Annotated in this window: 20 protein-coding genes; 10 read left to right on the top strand and 10 right to left on the bottom strand. The window is 58.1% G+C overall.

Annotation, left to right across the window (positions count from 1 at the left end; translation table 11 throughout):
* Positions 1-118 precede the first annotated feature (118 nt).
* Positions 119-2,302, top strand: a complete 2,184-nt coding sequence (locus tag ABLN94_RS14865) for an esterase-like activity of phytase family protein (RefSeq protein WP_352993569.1) — start codon at positions 119-121, stop codon at positions 2,300-2,302.
* A 152-nt stretch (positions 2,303-2,454) separates the two neighbouring features.
* Positions 2,455-3,102 carry a DUF6928 family protein gene (locus ABLN94_RS14860; RefSeq protein WP_352993568.1) on the top strand — a complete coding sequence of 216 codons (648 nt, stop codon included), beginning with the start codon at positions 2,455-2,457 and terminating at the stop codon, positions 3,100-3,102.
* Between the two features lie 113 nt (positions 3,103-3,215).
* On the opposite strand, the gene ABLN94_RS14855 is transcribed toward ABLN94_RS14860, so the two are convergent.
* From ABLN94_RS14855 to ABLN94_RS14830, 6 genes are all read right to left on the bottom strand, one after another.
* The gene (locus ABLN94_RS14855; protein ID WP_170491352.1) at positions 3,216-3,683 is read right to left on the bottom strand and encodes an Hsp20 family protein; all 468 of its coding nucleotides are present in this window, start codon (positions 3,681-3,683) and stop codon (positions 3,216-3,218) included.
* Between the two features lie 122 nt (positions 3,684-3,805).
* Positions 3,806-4,621, bottom strand: coding sequence for a trypsin-like serine peptidase (locus ABLN94_RS14850; RefSeq protein ID WP_352993565.1), 816 nt, complete (start codon positions 4,619-4,621; stop codon positions 3,806-3,808).
* Positions 4,618-5,409, bottom strand: a complete 792-nt coding sequence (locus tag ABLN94_RS14845; protein WP_352993563.1) for a trypsin-like serine peptidase — start codon at positions 5,407-5,409, stop codon at positions 4,618-4,620. The genes ABLN94_RS14850 and ABLN94_RS14845 overlap by 4 nt, the downstream gene beginning before the upstream one ends.
* A gap of 117 nt (positions 5,410-5,526) precedes the next feature.
* The gene (gene glcF, locus ABLN94_RS14840; RefSeq protein WP_352993561.1) at positions 5,527-6,849 is read right to left on the bottom strand and encodes a glycolate oxidase subunit GlcF; all 1,323 of its coding nucleotides are present in this window, start codon (positions 6,847-6,849) and stop codon (positions 5,527-5,529) included.
* A gap of 4 nt (positions 6,850-6,853) precedes the next feature.
* Positions 6,854-7,954 (bottom strand): FAD-binding protein, encoded by a 1,101-nt coding sequence (locus tag ABLN94_RS14835; RefSeq protein WP_352993559.1) that lies wholly within the window; start codon positions 7,952-7,954, stop codon positions 6,854-6,856.
* Positions 7,955-7,977: 23 nt separating this feature from the next.
* Complete coding sequence (locus ABLN94_RS14830) at positions 7,978-9,426, bottom strand: FAD-linked oxidase C-terminal domain-containing protein (RefSeq protein ID WP_352993557.1); 1,449 nt, start codon at positions 9,424-9,426, stop codon at positions 7,978-7,980.
* Between the two features lie 82 nt (positions 9,427-9,508).
* Here ABLN94_RS14830 and ABLN94_RS14825 point away from each other — a divergent pair, with 82 nt between their 5' ends.
* Positions 9,509-10,207 (top strand): DUF599 domain-containing protein, encoded by a 699-nt coding sequence (locus tag ABLN94_RS14825; protein WP_352993555.1) that lies wholly within the window; start codon positions 9,509-9,511, stop codon positions 10,205-10,207.
* 35 nt (positions 10,208-10,242) lie between these two features.
* The gene (locus ABLN94_RS14820; RefSeq protein WP_352993551.1) at positions 10,243-10,590 is read left to right on the top strand and encodes a hypothetical protein; all 348 of its coding nucleotides are present in this window, start codon (positions 10,243-10,245) and stop codon (positions 10,588-10,590) included.
* Here ABLN94_RS14820 and ABLN94_RS14815 read toward each other — a convergent pair whose 3' ends face one another.
* The 4 genes from ABLN94_RS14815 to ABLN94_RS14800 form a co-directional block, all read right to left on the bottom strand.
* Entirely contained in the window at positions 10,591-11,076 is a 486-nt protein-coding gene (locus ABLN94_RS14815) for a flavodoxin family protein (protein WP_352993549.1), read from the bottom strand.
* 1 nt (position 11,077) lies between these two features.
* A complete protein-coding gene (rlmH, locus tag ABLN94_RS14810) occupies positions 11,078-11,548 on the bottom strand; it encodes a 23S rRNA (pseudouridine(1915)-N(3))-methyltransferase RlmH (protein ID WP_352993547.1) in 471 nt (156 codons plus the stop codon).
* Positions 11,549-11,592: 44 nt separating this feature from the next.
* Positions 11,593-11,952, bottom strand: a complete 360-nt coding sequence (gene rsfS, locus ABLN94_RS14805; RefSeq protein ID WP_058276550.1) for a ribosome silencing factor — start codon at positions 11,950-11,952, stop codon at positions 11,593-11,595.
* A gap of 164 nt (positions 11,953-12,116) precedes the next feature.
* Entirely contained in the window at positions 12,117-13,469 is a 1,353-nt protein-coding gene (locus ABLN94_RS14800) for a mechanosensitive ion channel family protein (RefSeq protein ID WP_352993545.1), read from the bottom strand.
* 83 nt (positions 13,470-13,552) lie between these two features.
* Here ABLN94_RS14800 and ABLN94_RS14795 point away from each other — a divergent pair, with 83 nt between their 5' ends.
* From ABLN94_RS14795 to ABLN94_RS14770, 6 genes are all read left to right on the top strand, one after another.
* The gene (locus ABLN94_RS14795; protein ID WP_352993543.1) at positions 13,553-13,657 is read left to right on the top strand and encodes an isopropylmalate isomerase; all 105 of its coding nucleotides are present in this window, start codon (positions 13,553-13,555) and stop codon (positions 13,655-13,657) included.
* A gap of 52 nt (positions 13,658-13,709) precedes the next feature.
* Positions 13,710-15,113, top strand: a complete 1,404-nt coding sequence (gene leuC, locus ABLN94_RS14790; RefSeq protein ID WP_352993542.1) for a 3-isopropylmalate dehydratase large subunit — start codon at positions 13,710-13,712, stop codon at positions 15,111-15,113.
* Between the two features lie 37 nt (positions 15,114-15,150).
* Positions 15,151-15,723, top strand: coding sequence for an HdeD family acid-resistance protein (locus tag ABLN94_RS14785; RefSeq protein WP_352993540.1), 573 nt, complete (start codon positions 15,151-15,153; stop codon positions 15,721-15,723).
* Positions 15,724-15,765: 42 nt separating this feature from the next.
* Complete coding sequence (gene leuD / locus ABLN94_RS14780; protein WP_352993539.1) at positions 15,766-16,371, top strand: 3-isopropylmalate dehydratase small subunit; 606 nt, start codon at positions 15,766-15,768, stop codon at positions 16,369-16,371.
* 381 nt (positions 16,372-16,752) lie between these two features.
* Positions 16,753-17,532, top strand: coding sequence for a hypothetical protein (locus ABLN94_RS14775; protein WP_217357693.1), 780 nt, complete (start codon positions 16,753-16,755; stop codon positions 17,530-17,532).
* Positions 17,529-18,572 (top strand): endonuclease/exonuclease/phosphatase family protein, encoded by a 1,044-nt coding sequence (locus ABLN94_RS14770; RefSeq protein WP_352993538.1) that lies wholly within the window; start codon positions 17,529-17,531, stop codon positions 18,570-18,572. Before ABLN94_RS14775 ends, ABLN94_RS14770 begins: the two co-directional genes overlap by 4 nt.
* Positions 18,573-18,626 lie beyond the last annotated feature (54 nt).

Here is an 18,626-nt window from a genome sequence, read left to right as displayed (position 1 = left end):
CTCCGGTGCATTGCGCCGGAGCCATTCGGTTTGTCATAAAACTGCAACCAAACCGTCACATCCCTGCAATGACCCGCGTTCATCCCCCTCTCATCCAAGTGAGAGAGGATACCACACGATGTCATTGCGCTCTGTCTGCCTGACATCTGCCCTTGCGCTGACCGCCGGTCAGGCCGTGGCAGAAATGAATTTCAACCGAATTGCGTCCTTCCCCGTCGTCAAGAACATGGCCGAGGGGACCGACACAAACCGCGAAACCTCACCCGAGATCATCGCGGCGACAGCGGATAGCATGACGCTGGTCTATACCGACAGCCCGCTGGGCGTGATCGGAATGGTCGACATCACAGACCCCGCGAACCCGGCTCCTTTGGGCGCGATGGATGTGGGTGGCGAGCCGACATCGGTTGGGATCGTCGATACGACGGCGTTTGTGGGCGTGAACACCTCGGAAAGTTATACCGCCCCCTCGGGCAAACTGATCTCGGTCGATATCGCGGGTAAGGCCGAAACCGGTGCCTGTGATCTGGGCGGTCAGCCTGACAGCGTCGCCATCGCCCCCGATGGCAGCTTTATTGCCGTGGCGATTGAGAACGAGCGTGACGAAGACCTCAACGACGGCGTCATCCCGCAGTTGCCCGCCGGGTCGCTGGCGCTTGTGCCGCTGAAAGACGGCGCGCTGGATTGCGCGGGCATGAAGATGGCTTCGCTGACCGGTCTGGCCGAGGTTGCACCGACCGACCCCGAGCCGGAATTCGTGGACATCAACGCCCTGGGCGAAACCGTCGTCACCCTGCAGGAAAACAACCACATCGCAGTCGTCGACAATGACGGCACCGTGATCAGCCATTTCTCGGCGGGCGCGGTGGATCTGGAGGGCATCGATGCCACCGATGAACGCGGCGCGCTGATCTTCACCGAAAGCCAAAAGGGCCGCCTGCGCGAGCCCGATGCGGTGAAGTGGATCGATGACAATCACTTCGCCACTGCCAACGAAGGCGACTATCAGGGTGGTTCGCGCGGGTGGACGATCTTCCACAAGGACGGCGTCGTTGTTTATGAGAACGGCACCGAGTTCGAGAAGGCCATCATCCAGATCGGCCACTACCCCGACAAACGCTCGGACAGCAAAGGCGTTGAACCCGAAAGCGTGACTGCAGCGACCTTTGGCGGCACGCCGATGATCTTTGTTGGGGCCGAACGCGCCTCAGTCGTGGGGGTCTATGATGCCACCGATCCGGCGAACCCTGTACTGAAACAACTGCTGCCCTCGGGTGTTGGCCCGGAAGGCTACGTTGCCATCCCCGAGCGCAACCTGCTGATCTCGGCCAACGAAAAGGACCTGATCGAAGATGGCGGCCCGCGTGCGCATGTGTCGATTTTTGAGTATCAGGACGCGCCCGCCAACTATCCGCATCTAACCTCCGCTGGCGCGGATGAGCTGATCGGTTGGGGTGCTCTGTCCGGTCTGGTCGCGGATGAAGATGGTATGATCTACGCGGTCAATGACAGCTTCTACGGCTTCCAGCCTTCGATCTTCAAGATCGACCCCAGCCAGCAACCCGCCCGCATCGTGGACGTGATCCGCATCCACCGTCAGGACGGCAACCCGGCGCAGAAGCTAGACCTTGAGGGCATTACGCTGGACGGCAAGGGTGGCTTCTACGTCGCCTCCGAAGGACGTACCGACCGCGTCATCCCGCACGCGTTCTATCACGTCTCGGCCGATGGTCTGATCAAGGATCGCAAGGGTGAGATCGGCCTGCCGCCAGAGCTGATGGCCGTTGAGAAACGCTTTGGATTTGAAGGCATCACCAAGGTTGGCGACACCCTTTGGATGGCCGTTCAGCGTGAATGGAAGGACGACCCGGAGAACCACGTGAAGCTGGTGGCCTACAACCTGGACACCAAGGAATGGGGCGCCGTGCATTATCCCAAGGCGGACCCGGAAAAAGGCTGGGTCGGCCTGTCAGAAATCGTGGCGTTTGGTGATTACGTCTATGTCATCGAGCGCGATAACCAGCATGACCACCGTGCGGTGACCAAGAAGATCTACCGCATCCCGCTGACCGAGATGACTCCGGCTCCACTGGGTGGTCCACTGCCCGTGGTCAGCAAGGAAGAGGTCCGCGACCTGCTGCCTGACCTAACCTCCACCGGTGGTTACGTTCTGGACAAGATCGAAGGTCTGGCCATCCTGCCCTCGGGCGAGGCGTTCGTGATGACCGACAATGACGGCGTCGACGATGCCTCGGGCGAGACTATGTTCTGGTCAATCGGGTCGGTGACGGCTGGTAATTGAACCGTTCGCAGATCAAAAAAGAAGCCCCGTTCAGAAACGTGCGGGGCTTTTTTATACAGGATGCCCTCGAAGGAAAAACCCAGCTTGAACGACACAACATACTGAATCAATATCGAATTAATAAAACCCAATCATAGTTTGGAGCTTCGCAAATGGGTGCTAAGGCCTGGTTCGCCGCTTACTACGACGAAAACGCCCGGGACATTCTGGCAAAGAATCCCCAACTGGATCGCGATGCGTCCCGCCGTCTGGCAAATCAGCTTTTACTCGATGCCAAACTGGAAGAGGTTGAGGACGGATCATTAGATTTTCTGAACCCTGACGAGCGTGAAGTTCTTGTCGGCGATTACGGCGGTATCAAAATCGTCGCCCATCAAGCTTTCAATATCGACTGTCTTTCTCAACTAGACGCGCGATGGCGCTTTCCTGATCTGGGTTCGACCATCTACGTACGTGCAATGCATTCCGTCATTGATTGGGGCGCCTTTGCGCTCTGGAAAAACGGTGACTTAGTTCGTGCACTGAGCGTTCTTCCAGACGGCGGGGTTATTGAGGACGTGGGACCTCGCATGCCGTTCGAGGCTCCTTTCTGGGACGGAACACCAGCTTTAGAAGGCGACGACGAAGAGGACGATACATACCCTTTGCCATTTCATCCTCTGGAATTTTCAGAGGCAGCACTTCTTGAGCATTTGGGCTTTCAGTTCGAAGGTTATCCGAACGACTGGGTATGCGATCCGTTCGAAATTCCGATCATGAAATTCCGGGCGTCTTCAAAACCATTCTGGAAGCTTTGGTGATTCCAACCAAATACGCCGGCACCCAAAAAAACAACGCCCCGCGTCTGGAGGAACGCGGGGCGTGCAGTCTGCGATAATCCTGAGAGGCGGGATTATCGCCGTGTGTTCGGGCCTTAGTTCACGGCTTTGGCGTCGACCACATCCTTTTCGATGGCTTTGCCGGACGAAATCTCGATCCGCCGCGGCTTCAGCGCCTCGGGAACCTCGCGCTTCAGGTCGATGTTCAGCATGCCATTTTCATGGCTTGCGCCAGTAACGCGCACGTGATCGGCCAGCGCAAAGCGGCGCTCGAACGCGCGGGTGGCGATGCCACGGTGCAGGTAGCTGCGCTCTTTGTCCTCGGCGGCTTTCTTGCCGGCAACGATCAGCGCGTTTTCCTTCACCTCGACCGACAGGTCCTCTTCCGAAAAACCGGCGACAGCGACCGAAATGCGATAGGTGTCAGCATCGGTTTTTTCGATGTTGTAAGGCGGATAGCTGGGCTGAGCCACGTCATTGGTCAGAACGCGGTCCATCATGTCGGCGATCTGGTCAAAGCCAATGGTGGCACGGTGCAGCGGTGCAAAATCAAAAGTACGCATGTGTCATATCCTCATGTTTGAGCGATCTGCTTTTTACCCTCCGTACGGACGGGCGATGGTGTATGCCGAGCCCCGTTCGTGGCGACCCGGTACAGTTCACATGGGGAGCATTTTGATCGAGTTCAAGACCCGTCTGAGGAGATGAATTTCGCGCCGGAACTGGACTTGCCCGACCCCACCTGCAACCGGCGGATCGTGGCCTTGGGTTGGGGTGCATCACGGCGCAAGTCAGCCTTGAGTTCTGCAACGATACCAGACAGTTCCATACCAAACCCGACCTTCTGACGCCCGTCGGTTCCAACCGCGGACACCACCGACAAAATTTGCCAGCGCGGACCGTTTCGGGCCAGCAAGGCCGAGCCCGATGACCCGAAGGTAATATCGCAGTTAAAGGTAATCAGCCCCTGCCGCCGTTGCAAAATTCGGCACGAGCGTTCCCGCGTGATCGCCTCGGAACGGCCACGCCCATAGGAGGCAATGCTGACCTCATTTCCGGCCACACGACCACTGTGCAAAGCAAAGGGATCGGCCACGGAATAAGGAATGGGTTTTTCCAGCCGCATCAGAGCCACGTCTGATCGAACGGCCGCGGCCGACAGTTCTGGATGATTGGCATAATCCGAATGCACCGCGATTTGAACAACTTCACGATCTGCCAATGCCTTGCCATTGCTCAAACCGGCACGGAAGGTCACTTTTCCAGAAGCAAATGGCTCTCCGGTTTTCTTGTCTATCGCACAATGGGCTGCTGTGAGAACAAGGTCCTGCGCAATCAATGTGCCGGTACAGAATCCTTGGTTGCCGATATCCAGCCGCCCGATAGCTTCCCAGCCGTATAGGTCCTCACGGTCCGTCAGCTTGCGCTTGGCGCTTTGGGCATAGGTTGCGGTCGACAGGACCGACAACCACAAAAGGGCACCAAGGAATAATCGCATCATGGCCTGATGAACCTCGCGCCGATATTTCTGTTGGTGGCACTGTCGGGCTTTGCAGCACGGAAACCGCGACCGGCAGACAATTCTGCCTGCAGCACGTTCAACGATCCTTCAACCGGAGTGCCGACCGCGACACGCTGGCCGTTGAATTCAGCCTTGGCTGCCACCACCGATACGATACGCGGGCGATCACCTTCGAACGAAAAAACAGGCGCCCCCGATGAGCCGAATTCCACATCGCAGGACATTACCAAAACCTCGGAGCGCCGGGTCATGACCGAGCAAACCTCTTGCAATGCCGGTGCTTCTGCCCGGTCCTGCGCGTATGAAACCACGCCAACCTCTTCACCTCGATGCGGGCGGTTTCCTGTTTCAAAGGGAATAATGGTGGTGCTGCGAATGGGCTGCCACAGTTCGATCAAAGCAATGTCATTGCGAAGGCGCGCGGCCGAGGTTTCCTTGTCGTACTTGTAGTCCGGGTGAATGACGGCCTGACGCGCTGCACGATAGGCAGACGCGCGCCCCAAGCGCCATGCCGCCAGAAACTCGATCTCAGACAGATCAATCCGCTGCCCCGTTACCTTGTCATACAGGCAATGTGCCGCTGTCAGGACAAGGGTTGGCGATATCAACGTTCCGGTACAGAACCCTGCGCCATTGATGTCCAGACGACCTACAGCCATCCACGCCCGCCCGGCGTCGGTGGTTTCAAGGCTTTTCAGTCCGCTGTCCTGCGCCATGGCAGCCATCGGCGTCAAAGCCAGTACTAAAGCCCTGATCCAGTTTCGCAAACGGTTCTCCGGCGTTGCTGTTAGCTTACATTCCTATGTGCCGGGTAGGGCGAAAATAGGGCGTTTGCGCAGGACAAGGTTTCTGGCGGCGAATGATGCAGGGCTGCATCAGGCTTTTCAACTGGGGATTGTGGGGCCGGACTGGATCTTAAGCCCCTGTTGCATCGCCCTCGGTTTCGGTCCACCGCTGGCCCAATCCAAAAGCTCGACCGTATGCACAACGGGAATTTCCGTACCCGAGCCGATCTGCATCATGCAACCGATATTGCCGGCAGCGATCACATCCGGCTTTTTAGCCTCAAGCGTCCTAACTTTGCGCTGTTTCAGTTTACCCGAGATTTCGGGTTGCATCAGGTTATACGTCCCCGCGCTGCCGCAGCATAAATGCCTTTCAGAAGGCTCTAACACAGTAAATCCAGCCTTTTTTAGCAGATCCTTGGGGTGTGTTTTGATCTGCTGGCCATGCTGAAGCGAACAGGCCGCGTGATAGGCAATCGTCATGTCCTTGTCTGCACCCTTGGGCAGGTCCAGTTGCACCAGAAGTTCACTGACGTCCATTGCAATAGCGGAGACGCGCGCTGCCTCCTCAGCAAGCGGGTCGTTTCGGAACATGTGACCATAGTCTTTCACGGTGGTGCCACATCCACTTGTATTGACGACGATGGCGTCCAAGCCCTCAGCATCCATTTCGGAAATCCAGGCTCTAATATTGGCCTCTGCAGCTTTGTGGCTTTCCTGAACCCTGCCCATGTGATGGGTGAGCGCCCCGCAACACCCAGCCCCGTCAGCCACAACAACCTCGCAGCCCAACTGGGTCAGAAGCCGGATTGTGGCGTCGTTGATATCGGTGTTCAGTGCCTTTTGGGCGCAGCCTGTCATCAGTGCCACCCTCTTTAAGCGCGAACCCTTTGGCGCAAAGCTCTGCGGGTCGTCATTCTGACTGACCGGAGGAATATGCTTCGGTGCCATGTCCAGCATCGCCCGCAGCCGCGCGTCCGGCATAAGAAACCGGAACGGTCGCCCAAGCTTTGCCCCGATCAGCGCCCAGCGAAACCGCGTCGGATAGGGCAGAATCTGTGCCAGCACCCACCTCAGCGCGCGATCGGTGAAGGGGCGTTTGTAGTTGGCCTCGATATACTCTCGCGCGTGATCGACCAGATGCATGTAATGCACACCCGATGGGCAGGTGGTCATGCAGGCCAGACAGGACAGGCAGCGGTCAATATGCTTGACCGTTTTTTCGTCCGGCACCCGCTCATTTTCGAGCATGTCTTTGATCAGATAAATACGCCCGCGCGGACTATCCAACTCATCTCCCAGCACCTGATAAGTTGGGCAAGTCGCGGTGCAGAACCCGCAATGCACACAGCTGCGCAGGATTTCGTTGGAGCGCTGGATTGCCGGATCCTGCAGCTGTTCTTCGGTGAATGTCGTCTGCATCGGCTTACCCCATCAGTCCCGGATTGAAGATGCCGCGCGGATCGAACCTTTGCCTTAACCCTTGTGTTAGAGCCTTTATCTCTGTCGGTTCAGGTTGGAAATGACCCAGAGATACGACAGTATCGATTGCCCCTCGCACCAGTGTGGCATGGCCGTCAAACCTACACAGATTTCCTCGTATGTCCGTGCCACTTGGGGCCCGTGCCCAGATCAGGCCACCTCCCCAATCGAACAATGTCTGATCCGCATTCAGCCGTGCCTCAATATCCGGCGCGTCTGTTGGTTTGACTGAAATCCGCCAGACGTCACCGTCCTGCCCGTGAAACGGCCTGACATTACGAAGAGCGCGCCACAACTCGGCGGAGCCAGACGCCTCGGTGATCTCACCAAACCCTGACAAAACAGTCTTCAACCGGTCAATTCGATATGCCACTGAATCCGAAAACCCCTCGACCCGCAACAGGACACGACCGTCTTGCGGATCAAACGCGGCCCCGCTCACTTCATACGGAGATTTCAGCGCCGCAGACATGACCTGTATGGCTTGAGTCAACTCCGCCACATGAACGATCAAGGTTGCAGTGGACTCGGGTTTTGGCAGCACTTTCAGCGACAGCTCAGTCAGAACCCCTAGCGTGCCCCAGGACCCTGCCATCAGTTTGACCAAATCATACCCGGTCACGTTTTTCATTACGCGGCCACCATTCTTGACCACCTGGCCCATGCCATCGACATAGCGCACGCCAAGAAGAAAATCCCGGCAGGCCCCGGCCTGAACGCGACGCGGGCCCGATATATTGGCGGCAACAACGCCGCCGATGGTAGGCTCTCCGTTCGTGCCTAACAGACCGCGATGATCCATCGGTTCAAAGGCCAATTGCTGGCCCTCTGCTTCCAACGCAGCCTCGATATCGGCCACGGGCGTGCCGGCTTGCGCCACAAGGGTCAGGGCACCAGGCTCATACAAAGTAATGCCGGTCAGACCGGAGGTTTCAATCATAACCTCTGGGCCAGTCACACCGCGGGTCCCGCCTCCGACAATGCGCACCGGTTGCTGTAGTCCAGCCACCAACTCGGCCAGTTCGGCTTCTGTCTCAGGTTTCATAGCAAATCTTCTGTGTTAGAGCCTTATTGAGCCGCCAATCGCGCAACACGGCGAGCTTCAGATGCGTCCAACGGGAACACTTTCGCAGGGTTCAGCAGCCAGCTCGGGTCGAAGACATCTTTGACAGCCATCTGCGCCTCGAGATCCTGCGGCGTGTACTGATGCGACATCAAATCCCGCTTTTCGATACCCACACCATGCTCGCCGGTCAGGCACCCGCCCACATCCACGCAGAGCTTGAGGATTTCGGCGCCGAACGCCTCGCATTTTTCAAGATCGCCAGGCTTGTTGGCATCAAACAGGATCAGCGGGTGCATATTGCCATCACCCGCATGGAATACGTTGCCAACCGGCAAGCCGTATTCCTCGCTCATTTCACCGATCCGGCGCAACACTTCGGGCAAGGATGAAACAGGGATCGTGCCATCCAGACACATGTAATCGTTCATCTGCCCCATCGCCCCGAAAGCCGACTTGCGTCCCAGCCAGATCTTCGCACTTTCCTCGGCCGACTGACTTTCGCGCAACTCGACGGGGTTATGACGCTTGGCGATTTCGGTGATCTTCGACAGTTGGTAGTCAATCTCGGCCTCGGAACCTTCAACCTCGACAATCAGCAGCGCGGTGCAATCGGGGTAACCGGCATGGGCAAAGTTCTCACAGGCCTTGATGCAGAGCGTATCCATGAATTCGATCGCCACCGGCAGGATGCCCGATTTGATGATGTCCGAGACGCATTGCCCGGCCACCTCGTTGTCGTCAAAGCCCATCAGAACGGGTCGTGCTCCTTCGGGTTTACGCAAGATGCGCAAAGTTGCCTCGGTCACTACGCCTAACTGCCCTTCCGAGCCACAGATCAGCCCCAGCAGATCCAGCCCACCCGCATCCAAGTGCGCGCCACCGATCTCAATCACACTCCCATCCATAAGGACCATCTTCACGCCCAGCAGGTTATTGGTGGTCACGCCGTATTTCAGGCAATGCGCCCCGCCGGAATTCATCGCGATATTGCCCGCGATGGCGCAGGCCAGTTGCGAGGACGGGTCGGGGGCGTAAAAGAAATCCTCCTCTTCGACCGCGCCTGTGACGCTCAGGTTGGTGCGGCCGGTCTGAACGCGAATGAAACGGTTGTCATAATCGGTCTCCAGCACTTCATTCATCCGGGCAACCCCCAAGATGGCGCAATCGGCGGTGGGCAAGGCACCGCCAGCCAGAGAGGTGCCAGAACCGCGCGGCACCACCGGCACGCCCTCCTCTTGGCAAATCCGCAGGACATCCGAGACTTCTTGCGTAGTCGACGGCAAAACGGCCAGCATCGGTGGGCAGCGATAAGCAGTCAGTGCGTCACATTCATAGGCGCGGGTCTCGACCGGATCGTGGATCACCGCATCTTCGGGAAGCACCTGCAACAATCGACTTAAAACCACTGCCTTGCGGCGCAGAACGTCGGGGTTTGGCGTTGGCATGTCCACTGGCTGATCCTCCCATTTGGTAAAATAATATTACCAATTTTCTGATCTGGCAAGTTATGACGTCACGCCGTAGTGTCGCGCCATGTCCTGGATCGCTCAATCTATGCCGTTTTCCCCGTTAGACTATGCCGCTTTGCTGTTGCTGCTGGGCGCATGGTTGTGGATCGGTTGGCGGGTCGAGAATCCCTCGCCACAGAAATCCTCGGTCAGCAAGATCATGGACGAGTACCGCCGCGACTGGATGAAGGAAATGGTGACCCGGCAACCGCGCATGTTCGATGCTCAGGTGGTGGCCGCGATGCGACAGGGCAGTACGTTCTTCGCCTCGACCACGATGATCGCCATCGGCGGTGGGTTGGCCTTGCTGGGAAACCCACAACGACTGGCCGGCGTGGCCAAGGATCTGGCCCTTGGCTCTGCGCCCGCACTGGTGTGGGAGGTCAAGATTCTGATTATCCTGCTGTTTCTCACCAACGCCTTTCTGAAGTATGTCTGGGCGCATCGTCTGTTCGGTTATTGCGCCGTACTGATGGCTGCAGTTCCCAATGACCCAGAAGATGCCAGCGCCTATCCCCGCGCATCGCAGGCGGCCGAAATCTGCGTCACCGCCGCACGCAGTTTCTATCGGGGCCTGCGCGCCACCTATTTTGCACTGGCCTCAGCGGCGTGGCTTTTAGGGCCTGCCCCGCTGATGTTGGGCACCGTGATCACGGTGGCGATGCTCTACCGGCGGGAATTTGCGTCCCAGTCCCGAACAATTCTGCTTAACACCGGATCGTGATCACTGGCCGGGCCCAGAGAGGTTAGGTTCACACCATGAGATATCTTGTTTTGTTCGCTCTTATGGCCTCACCCGCCTTTGCCGATGATCCGGTGATCGAAAACGCCACCACCCAGCGCAGCGGGGATACATGGCGATTCGATGTAACCGTCTCACATCCCGAGACGGGTTGGGATGATTATGCCGATGGCTGGCGCGTGCTGGATATGGAAGGAAATGAGTTGGGGATGCGTGTTCTGCATCACCCGCACGAGAATGAACAACCCTTTACTCGATCGCTGAGCGGGGTGGCGATTCCTGAGGGTACATCCCAAGTACAAGTGCAGGCCCGCACTAACGTGGATGGCTGGGCGGAAGACACGTTTATTGTCACCCTGCCCTGATCAGAACACACCCATCTGCAAACCGGCGGCCATGGCCAACCCAATTTCACGACATTTCTCAAGCTGATCTTCGGGGATGGCTTTTTCGGCCATAATTGCCTCGGGTGTCTGCGCATGGGTGCAGATGATCAGTGGCGGTTGCACCTCTTTCAACCGCCAGCCGGTGGCGATCCGGGCGGTTTGGCGAGCGGCGTTCTCGCCATCCGACCCGGCACAGATCATCTGGGCGTAAGGGCGACCCTCAATCTTACCCAGCACGGGATAGTAGCTGCGGTCAAAAAACTCTTTCATCAGACCCGAAATCGCCGCCAGGTTTTCGGGCGCGCAGAAGATATATCCATCGGCGGATAACAAATCCTCGGGCCCAGCCTGATCTGCAAATTTCAGAACAACATCCGCCTCGGTCCGTGCCGCCTCGGCCGTGGCTTCGGCCATCTGCCGGGCACCGCCGGTGCGCGAGTGGTAGACGATCAGAAGCTGCGCCATGTCAGACCCGGTGATAGGGGCCGCCCGACAGGATGGTTGCGGCCCGGTAAAGTTGCTCGGCCAGCATCACACGGACCAGCATATGGGGCCAGACCATCGACCCGAATGAGATGGAAAAATCGGCCTCAGCCCTCAGATTAGGGTCTATTCCGTCCGCCCCGCCAATGATCAACGCCAGATCCTGCCGCCCGGCATCGCGCCATCCGCCCAGCTTTTTCGCAAAATCCGGCGAGGACATCACCCGCCCGCGTTCGTCCAAAGTGCAGATCACTGCGCCTTTGGGCAGCGCCTTGCGCAGCAGTCCAGCCTCGGCCGCCATGCCTGCGTTCTTCTTGTCCTCAACCTCGATCACCCGCGCAGGACCAAGGCCCAGCGCACGACCGGTCCGGTCAAATCGGGTCAGGTAATCGTCAAGCAGGGTCTTCTCCGGTCCGGCTCGCAATCGCCCGACCGCACAAATGCTTATACGCATATTTCTCTCGCCTCCGGCCTGTTAATGCAGACCGGGATGGCGCCTCAGTTGGCCGAGGCGCTGCCGCCCTGAGGCAGCCACATCTTTTCCAGCTGATAGAATTCACGCACTTCGGGGCGGAAGATATGGACGATTACATCGCCCGTATCGATCAGCACCCAGTCGCCGGCATCCTTGCCTTCGACCTTCGAGGTGAAACCGAATTCCTGCTTGATGCGATCCGTCAGCTTTTCCGCCATGGCCGAGACCTGACGGGTCGACCGACCCGAGGCAATCACCATGTGATCCGCAACCGAGGATTTGCCTTGCAGGTTGATCTGCACGACGTCTTCGGCCTTGTCATCGGAAAGTGAGGAAAGGATACGTTCAAGCAGCTTGTCGCTGATTGACTGAGAGTGGGCCATTACACCGGCCCCGTCATCGGCGGGCAAACCCGCCTGAGTATGTAGAGACAGAACATAGTCCTCCTTTGCTGCGCGCCGTCAAACCCCGGCGCCGGGGTACTAATAAGGTAACAAGCAGATTGCAACATTTCAATGAAAGGCCGGGAAGACGGCTGCACGGTGACTCACTCTTTGGCGATCTGTTGCGAGTCTGCGCCGTCGTTCAACAAACGAACCTCGCGCTGAGGGAAGGGGATCGAGATGCCTTCGGCCTTGAATGCGTCCCACAGCGCCAGATAGACATTGCCCCGAATATTGGTCAGACCCTTGGTCGGATCGCTGATCCAGAAGCGTAAGACATAGTCCACGCTACTGTCGCCGAACCCGGTGATGTGACAGACCGGCTCGTGCGACCCACCGCTGAGAACCCGAGTGACGGCCTTTACAGCCCGAATTGCAGTTGCACGCACCTGATGGGGATCATCGTCATAGCTGGTTCCAAACTCCAGATCCAACCGCACGAATTTGTCCGAATGGGACCAGTTCACCACCTGATTGGTGATCAGATCTTCGTTGGGGATCAGATATTCCCGCCCATCCCGCGTGACGACCGAGACATAGCGCGCGCCCAGCGCGTTGATCCATCCAAACGTATCGCCCAGCGAGATCACGTCGCCCGGTTTGATCGACCGGTCCATCAGGATAATGATCCCGGAAATCAGGTTCGACACCACCTTTTGCAGGCCGAACCCGATACCCACACCGATCGCACCGGACAGCAGCGCGATACCCGTCAGGTCAAAGCCGAGCGTGCGGATCGCAGCCAGAAAGACCGCACCGTACAGCAGCACCTGAATGCCTTTGGCCAGCAGAACCTGCATTGACGGGGTGATGTCGTCATTACTCATCAACCCGCGCTCGGCGGCACGAGTGCCGATACGGGCCAGCGTCAGCAGGATGCCGACGAGCAGTACAGCCTGAATGATACCCAGCGCCGAAATGTGCAGGTCACCGATGGAAATCGCCACCCCATCCAGAAACTCGGCCACGTCATCCGTCAGGTTCAGCGCAACAAGCGTCGCATAGATCCACATAGCCCATTTGAATATCCGCCGCAGCGTCCGGTTGCGCACCAATCGCGCAACCAGCGCAATGGCCAGCCATGCCAAGGCCAGAGTCGCCACGACACCGATGATGTAACTGCGCGATGGCCATGTGACCTGCTGCATCAACAGGTACAAAGCCCAGGACATCGCCACGAAATAAACCAGTGTCAGGCGCTGCATGAGCTGAACCAAAACGCGCAATCGCCATTTCGGCCAGCCTTCGCGGGCGCGGGCCCAGGCCTCCCACCGGCCTTGCGTCGTCAATTTCAGAACGTAGGCCAACGCCCACAGGCCCAGAATGATTATCAGCTGGTGCTGGCGCCAGCCCGGCGTGACGACCAGCTCGACAAGGTTTTCGATTTGCACGGAAAAGCCCGCGACCATGTTTTCATAAAGGTCCGACAGCGAGCTGGGGATCAGATCCTGATTCATGGCCCCAGCTTGGACAGCGTTTCCGCGCGATGCAAGCCCGTCGGGGATTGAACCTTGATTGACGGCCAGACGCGATATATCTGATGCGCATGAGACTCACCTTGGCCCCAGCACCGACGTTGCAAGACCGCACGCGCCTGCGTGAACGGTTCTTTGGGGCCGCCCGCACGGTTCTGGCCCGCCTATAAGCGGCGCCCAGCCACTCGCCAGCTATTTCTCATTAAATACGGGAGAGGACCAATGTCCCCCAAAACACTCTATGACAAGATCTGGGATGCCCATGTCGCGCATGAAGCCGATGATGGCACCTGCCTGCTGTATATCGACCGCCACCTGGTCCACGAAGTAACCAGCCCGCAGGCGTTCGAAGGCCTGCGCATGGCGGGCCGCAAGGTGCGCGCGCCGGAAAAAACAATCGCCGTGCCGGATCACAACGTGCCGACCACTGCGGACCGTGTGCATGGGATCGAAAACCCGGAATCGCGCATTCAGGTCGAAGCGCTGGACAAGAATGCCAAGGATTTCGGCATTCACTACTACCCCGTGCATGACGTCCGTCAGGGCATCGTGCACATCGTCGGCCCCGAGCAAGGCTGGACCCTGCCCGGCATGACCGTCGTATGCGGCGACAGCCACACCGCCACCCACGGCGCGTTTGGCGCTTTGGCGCACGGCATCGGTACGTCCGAGGTCGAGCACGTTCTGGCCACCCAGACACTGATCCAGAAGAAATCCAAGAACATGAAGGTGGAGATCACCGGCAAACTGCAGCCGGGCGTGACCGCCAAGGATATCACTCTGGCCGTGATCGGTGAGACCGGCACCGCTGGCGGCACCGGCTATGTCATCGAATATTGCGGCGAAGCGATCCGCGATCTGTCGATGGAAGGCCGCATGACCGTCTGCAACATGGCGATCGAAGGCGGCGCCCGCGCCGGTCTGATCGCGCCGGACGAGACCACCTATGAATATGTCCAAGGCCGCCCGCACGCCCCGAAAGGCGCACAGTGGGAAGCGGCTCTGGCGTGGTGGAAAACGCTTTATACCGACGAAGACGCGCATTTCGACAAAGTCATCACCCTGCGCGGCGAAGACATCGCGCCGGTCGTGACTTGGGGCACCAGCCCCGAGGATGTGCTGCCGATCACTGCGACGGTGCCACACCCGGAGGATTTCCAAGGCGGCAAGGTCGACGCGGCCCGCCGTTCGATCGAATACATGGGTTTGGAAGCTGGTCAAAAGCTGAGCGACGTGGAAATCGACACCGTGTTCATCGGCTCGTGCACCAACGGCCGTATCGAAGACCTGCGCGCCGCGGCCGAGATACTGAAAGGCAAAAAGATCAAGGACGGTCTGCGTGCCATGGTCGTGCCGGGTTCGGGTCTTGTTCGTGCTCAGGCCGAAGAAGAAGGCATTGCCGACATCTTCAAAGAGGCCGGATTCGAATGGCGTCTGGCGGGATGCTCGATGTGTCTGGCGATGAACCCCGACCAGCTGCAGCCGGGCGAGCGCTGTGCCGCGACCTCGAACCGCAACTTCGAAGGCCGTCAGGGTCGTGGTGGACGCACCCACCTGCTGAGCCCGGCAATGGCTGCCGCAGCGGCACTCACAGGACGGCTGACAGACGTCCGTGAATTGATGTAAGGTCCCCTCATATCTAGATATTTGAGGGATTGAAAACATGAGTGACTGGGTCAAATGGCTCCTGCTGGGGCTGCTGTCTATCGCGTTTGGTATCTTTGTACTGGGCGCACCGGTTGTGGCGTCTGTCGCCGTGACGGTGGTAACCGGTGTGTTGCTGCTGATCTCGGGCGCGCTGCAAGTTGTTGGCGGCTTCACCGTCGAGGGAACCGGCAACAAGATCCTGTCATTCATCATGGGCCTCGTGATGCTGTTCCTAGGCTGGTCTTTCCTGGATCACCCGCTGCAAGGAACGCTGACATTGGCGACCGTCTGTCTAATCCTGTTCATGGCAGGCGGTATTGCCCGTGTGATTCTGTCGTTCCAGATGCGCGGAACGCAGTATTTTTGGGCAACGCTGATCTCGGGCATCATTTCGATCCTTCTGGCGATCCTGATCTGGCGTTTCGCCGCCGCCGATCCGGCGGTGTTGCTGCAACTGCTGGGCATCCTGCTGGGCATCGAGATGATCTTCAACGGGCTCGGCCTGGTCTTCATGGCGTTCTACATCAAGGACGCCCCCAAAGACGACAAAGCGCCGTCAGGCGAAACAACCGAAGCGAAGGAAGCTTAAACGCGGGGCATGGGCGCGGCCCTCTCCCGCAGGAGTGTGAACATGGAAAAGTTTGAAAAAGTCCACGGGGTGGCCGCCCCAATGCCACTGATCAATATCGACACCGATATGATCATTCCGAAAGTGCACCTGAAAACCATCAAACGGTCCGGCCTTGGCGTCGTTCTGTTTGACGAGATGCGCTATCACGATGATGGGCAGGAGAACGAAGAGTTCGTCCTGAACAAACCCGCTTACCGCCAAACCGAGATTCTGGTCGCAGGCGACAACTTCGGCTGCGGATCGTCGCGGGAACACGCACCATGGGCGATCAAGGATTTCGGCATCAAGGTCGTGATCTCGACCAGCTTTGCCGATATCTTTTTCAACAACTGCTTCAAGAACGGCATCCTGCCCATCGTGGTCGAGGAAGAACACCATGCAATTCTGATGGACGATGCGCACAAGGGCGAGAACGCCCGCATGACCGTGCATCTGGAAGATCAGCAGATCACGACCTCGGATGGTGTCGTGATCGAGTTCGACATCGACCCACACCGTAAGCACTGCCTGCTGAATGGTTTGGACGATATCGGCCTGACCATGGAAAAGGACCATCACATCGACAAGTTCGAGAATCACGCAAGCCAGGCCCGTCCCTGGGTGTGATTCCCAGGCAGAATCTCTGGGTACTCAACTTAATGGGGTCGCCAAGGCGGCCCCATTCGCATTCTTGGTGTTGAATCCTCAGCAACCACAACATGTAGACCAGATCGTGGTCTACACGTCGGATTTGCGTCAGAAATGATGCAAACTCGCACCAGTTTCGCCATCTTTTTGCCTGAAATGGCGTGTTTTCTGCAGGTTGGCTTGAGCCATTTGTTTTACAGGGTCAATGTTAACGCTCAAGAGGTAGCCGTCAAAAAAACCAGATGGCGGACACAAGTTGGAAAGAAGTCGGCAAAGAATCGACCAATCCAGTTTGAAAGGGTTCGGATAGTGATTGCGCGCACAACAGGGGCGGCAATTCGGGGAATTTTGGTCGCATTAATGGTGTTGACCCCCGCGTTGTACCTGCCCGTATCGTCAACGAATGGCACCGAGATTGTTGTCTTTCTCGCCATTCTCGCCTTCTTTCTGACCTTTGCCGAATATAACTCGGCCTTTCCCAGCTTCATTGAATTCCGCGACGCACCGCCTGTAAACCGCCTGCGCTTTGTTGGGCTGATGTCGATGATCACCTTCCTGACACTGGTCTGCAAAAACGCCTATGCACCCAGCGATCTGACCGCCGCCATCTATGCATTGGGCCTTGGCGTCGCCAACGTAGCGGATTTCCCGTATTCGCCGGTAAGGCTCATCGTGCTCATGCTGCCGGACGATGCAAGTACATCGCTGATCGAATTGGTGCGTATTTCGGCCAGTGTGGCGTATGTGGCTGCACTTGTCACAATAGGCAGCTTTGTCTACGCAGTGAAAATGCGGGGCTGGCCAACCGGCAATGGCGCGTTCAACGTTTGGACCAACCTGCCCCTGTTCGATCCGACCAAGGGTGGTGACGTTGTCACCCGCTTACAGCGTGACGGACGCCTGAACATCTCGATCGGAGTGCTCCTGCCCTTCGTGATCCCAGCGCTGATCAAACTGCTGACCGACTATGCCAACCCAATCTCGTTGAGCAATCCACAGACCCTGATCTGGACTATGAGCGCCTGGGCCTTCCTGCCTGCCAGCATGATCATGCGCGGTATAGCAACCTTACGCATCGCAAATCTGATTGTTGAGAAGCGTCGCGCCTACTCTACTGCCGAGTCTACACAGGCCGCATGATCCGTATCCTTCTGCTGTTGCTGCTGCCGACTTTGGCACAGGCAGAAACAGTGCGCATTGCCACCTACAACACGGAACTCAGTCGCGACGGGCCAGGCCTGTTGCTGCGCGACATTCAGCGGGGTGATGCGCAGGTGCAGGCGGTGGTTGACGTACTGGTCGCCGCGCAACCTGATATCGTTACTCTGCAGGGCATCGACTGGGATATGGATGCTTTGGCCGTGGCTGCGTTGGCCGAGCAGTTGCAGTTAGCCGGGTTGGATTTCCCGCACCACTTCTCAGCACGGCCCAATGCTGGACTGGAAACGTCGCAGGACTTGAACGGCGATGGCCGCACCTATGGCCCCGCAGACGCACAAGGGTGGGGGCGCTTTACGGGCCAAGGCGGGCTGGCGGTGCTTTCGCGATATCCAATTCACACCGATAGCGTGCAGGACTTCACCGATCTGCTCTGGCGCGATCTGCCGGGCGCGCAATTGCCGGTCACGGAAGCCGGGCCCTTTCCCTCAAAAGAGGCCCAGCGCATACAGCGCCTTTCAGCCGTGGCCCATTGGATCGTGCCCGTGGACACGCCCATCGGCTTGCTGGACCTGATGACCTTTCACGCAGCGCCCCCGGTCTTTGACGGGCCAGAGGATCGCAACGGGCTGCGCAACCGCGATGAAATCCGCCTTTGGTCCGTGGTTATGGATGGCGAGCTGGGGCGTGGGGCTGACGGGCCGTTCGTGATCGCGGGAGATGCCAATCTGGACCCGGAACAAGGTGAAGGGCGTAGAGAGGCAATTCGAGATCTACTCACCAATCCTCGCCTGCAGGACCCCCAGCCCAGTGCTCCATCCGGGGCGTCGACAACTGTTGTCTGGAAAGCGGTGGGCGAGATGCGGGTGGACTACGTACTGCCCTCGATCGATCTGGAAATCGTAGGCGCAGGTGTGTTCTGGCCGGAAGAAGGCACGCCGCTGCGCAAAGCTGCGGAACAGGCCAGCAGGCACCGGCTCGTCTGGGTCGATGTGGCAATGCCCGATAAACCACTGAACTGATCCATTCAGTTTACACAAGGCGTTGCCGCATGTCAGAGAACGTGTATTCATATT

The organism is Ruegeria sp. SCP11 (assembly GCF_040329455.1).
Classification (GTDB): domain Bacteria; phylum Pseudomonadota; class Alphaproteobacteria; order Rhodobacterales; family Rhodobacteraceae; genus Ruegeria; species Ruegeria atlantica_E.
This window is presented reverse-complemented; position numbering and strand designations above follow the sequence as displayed.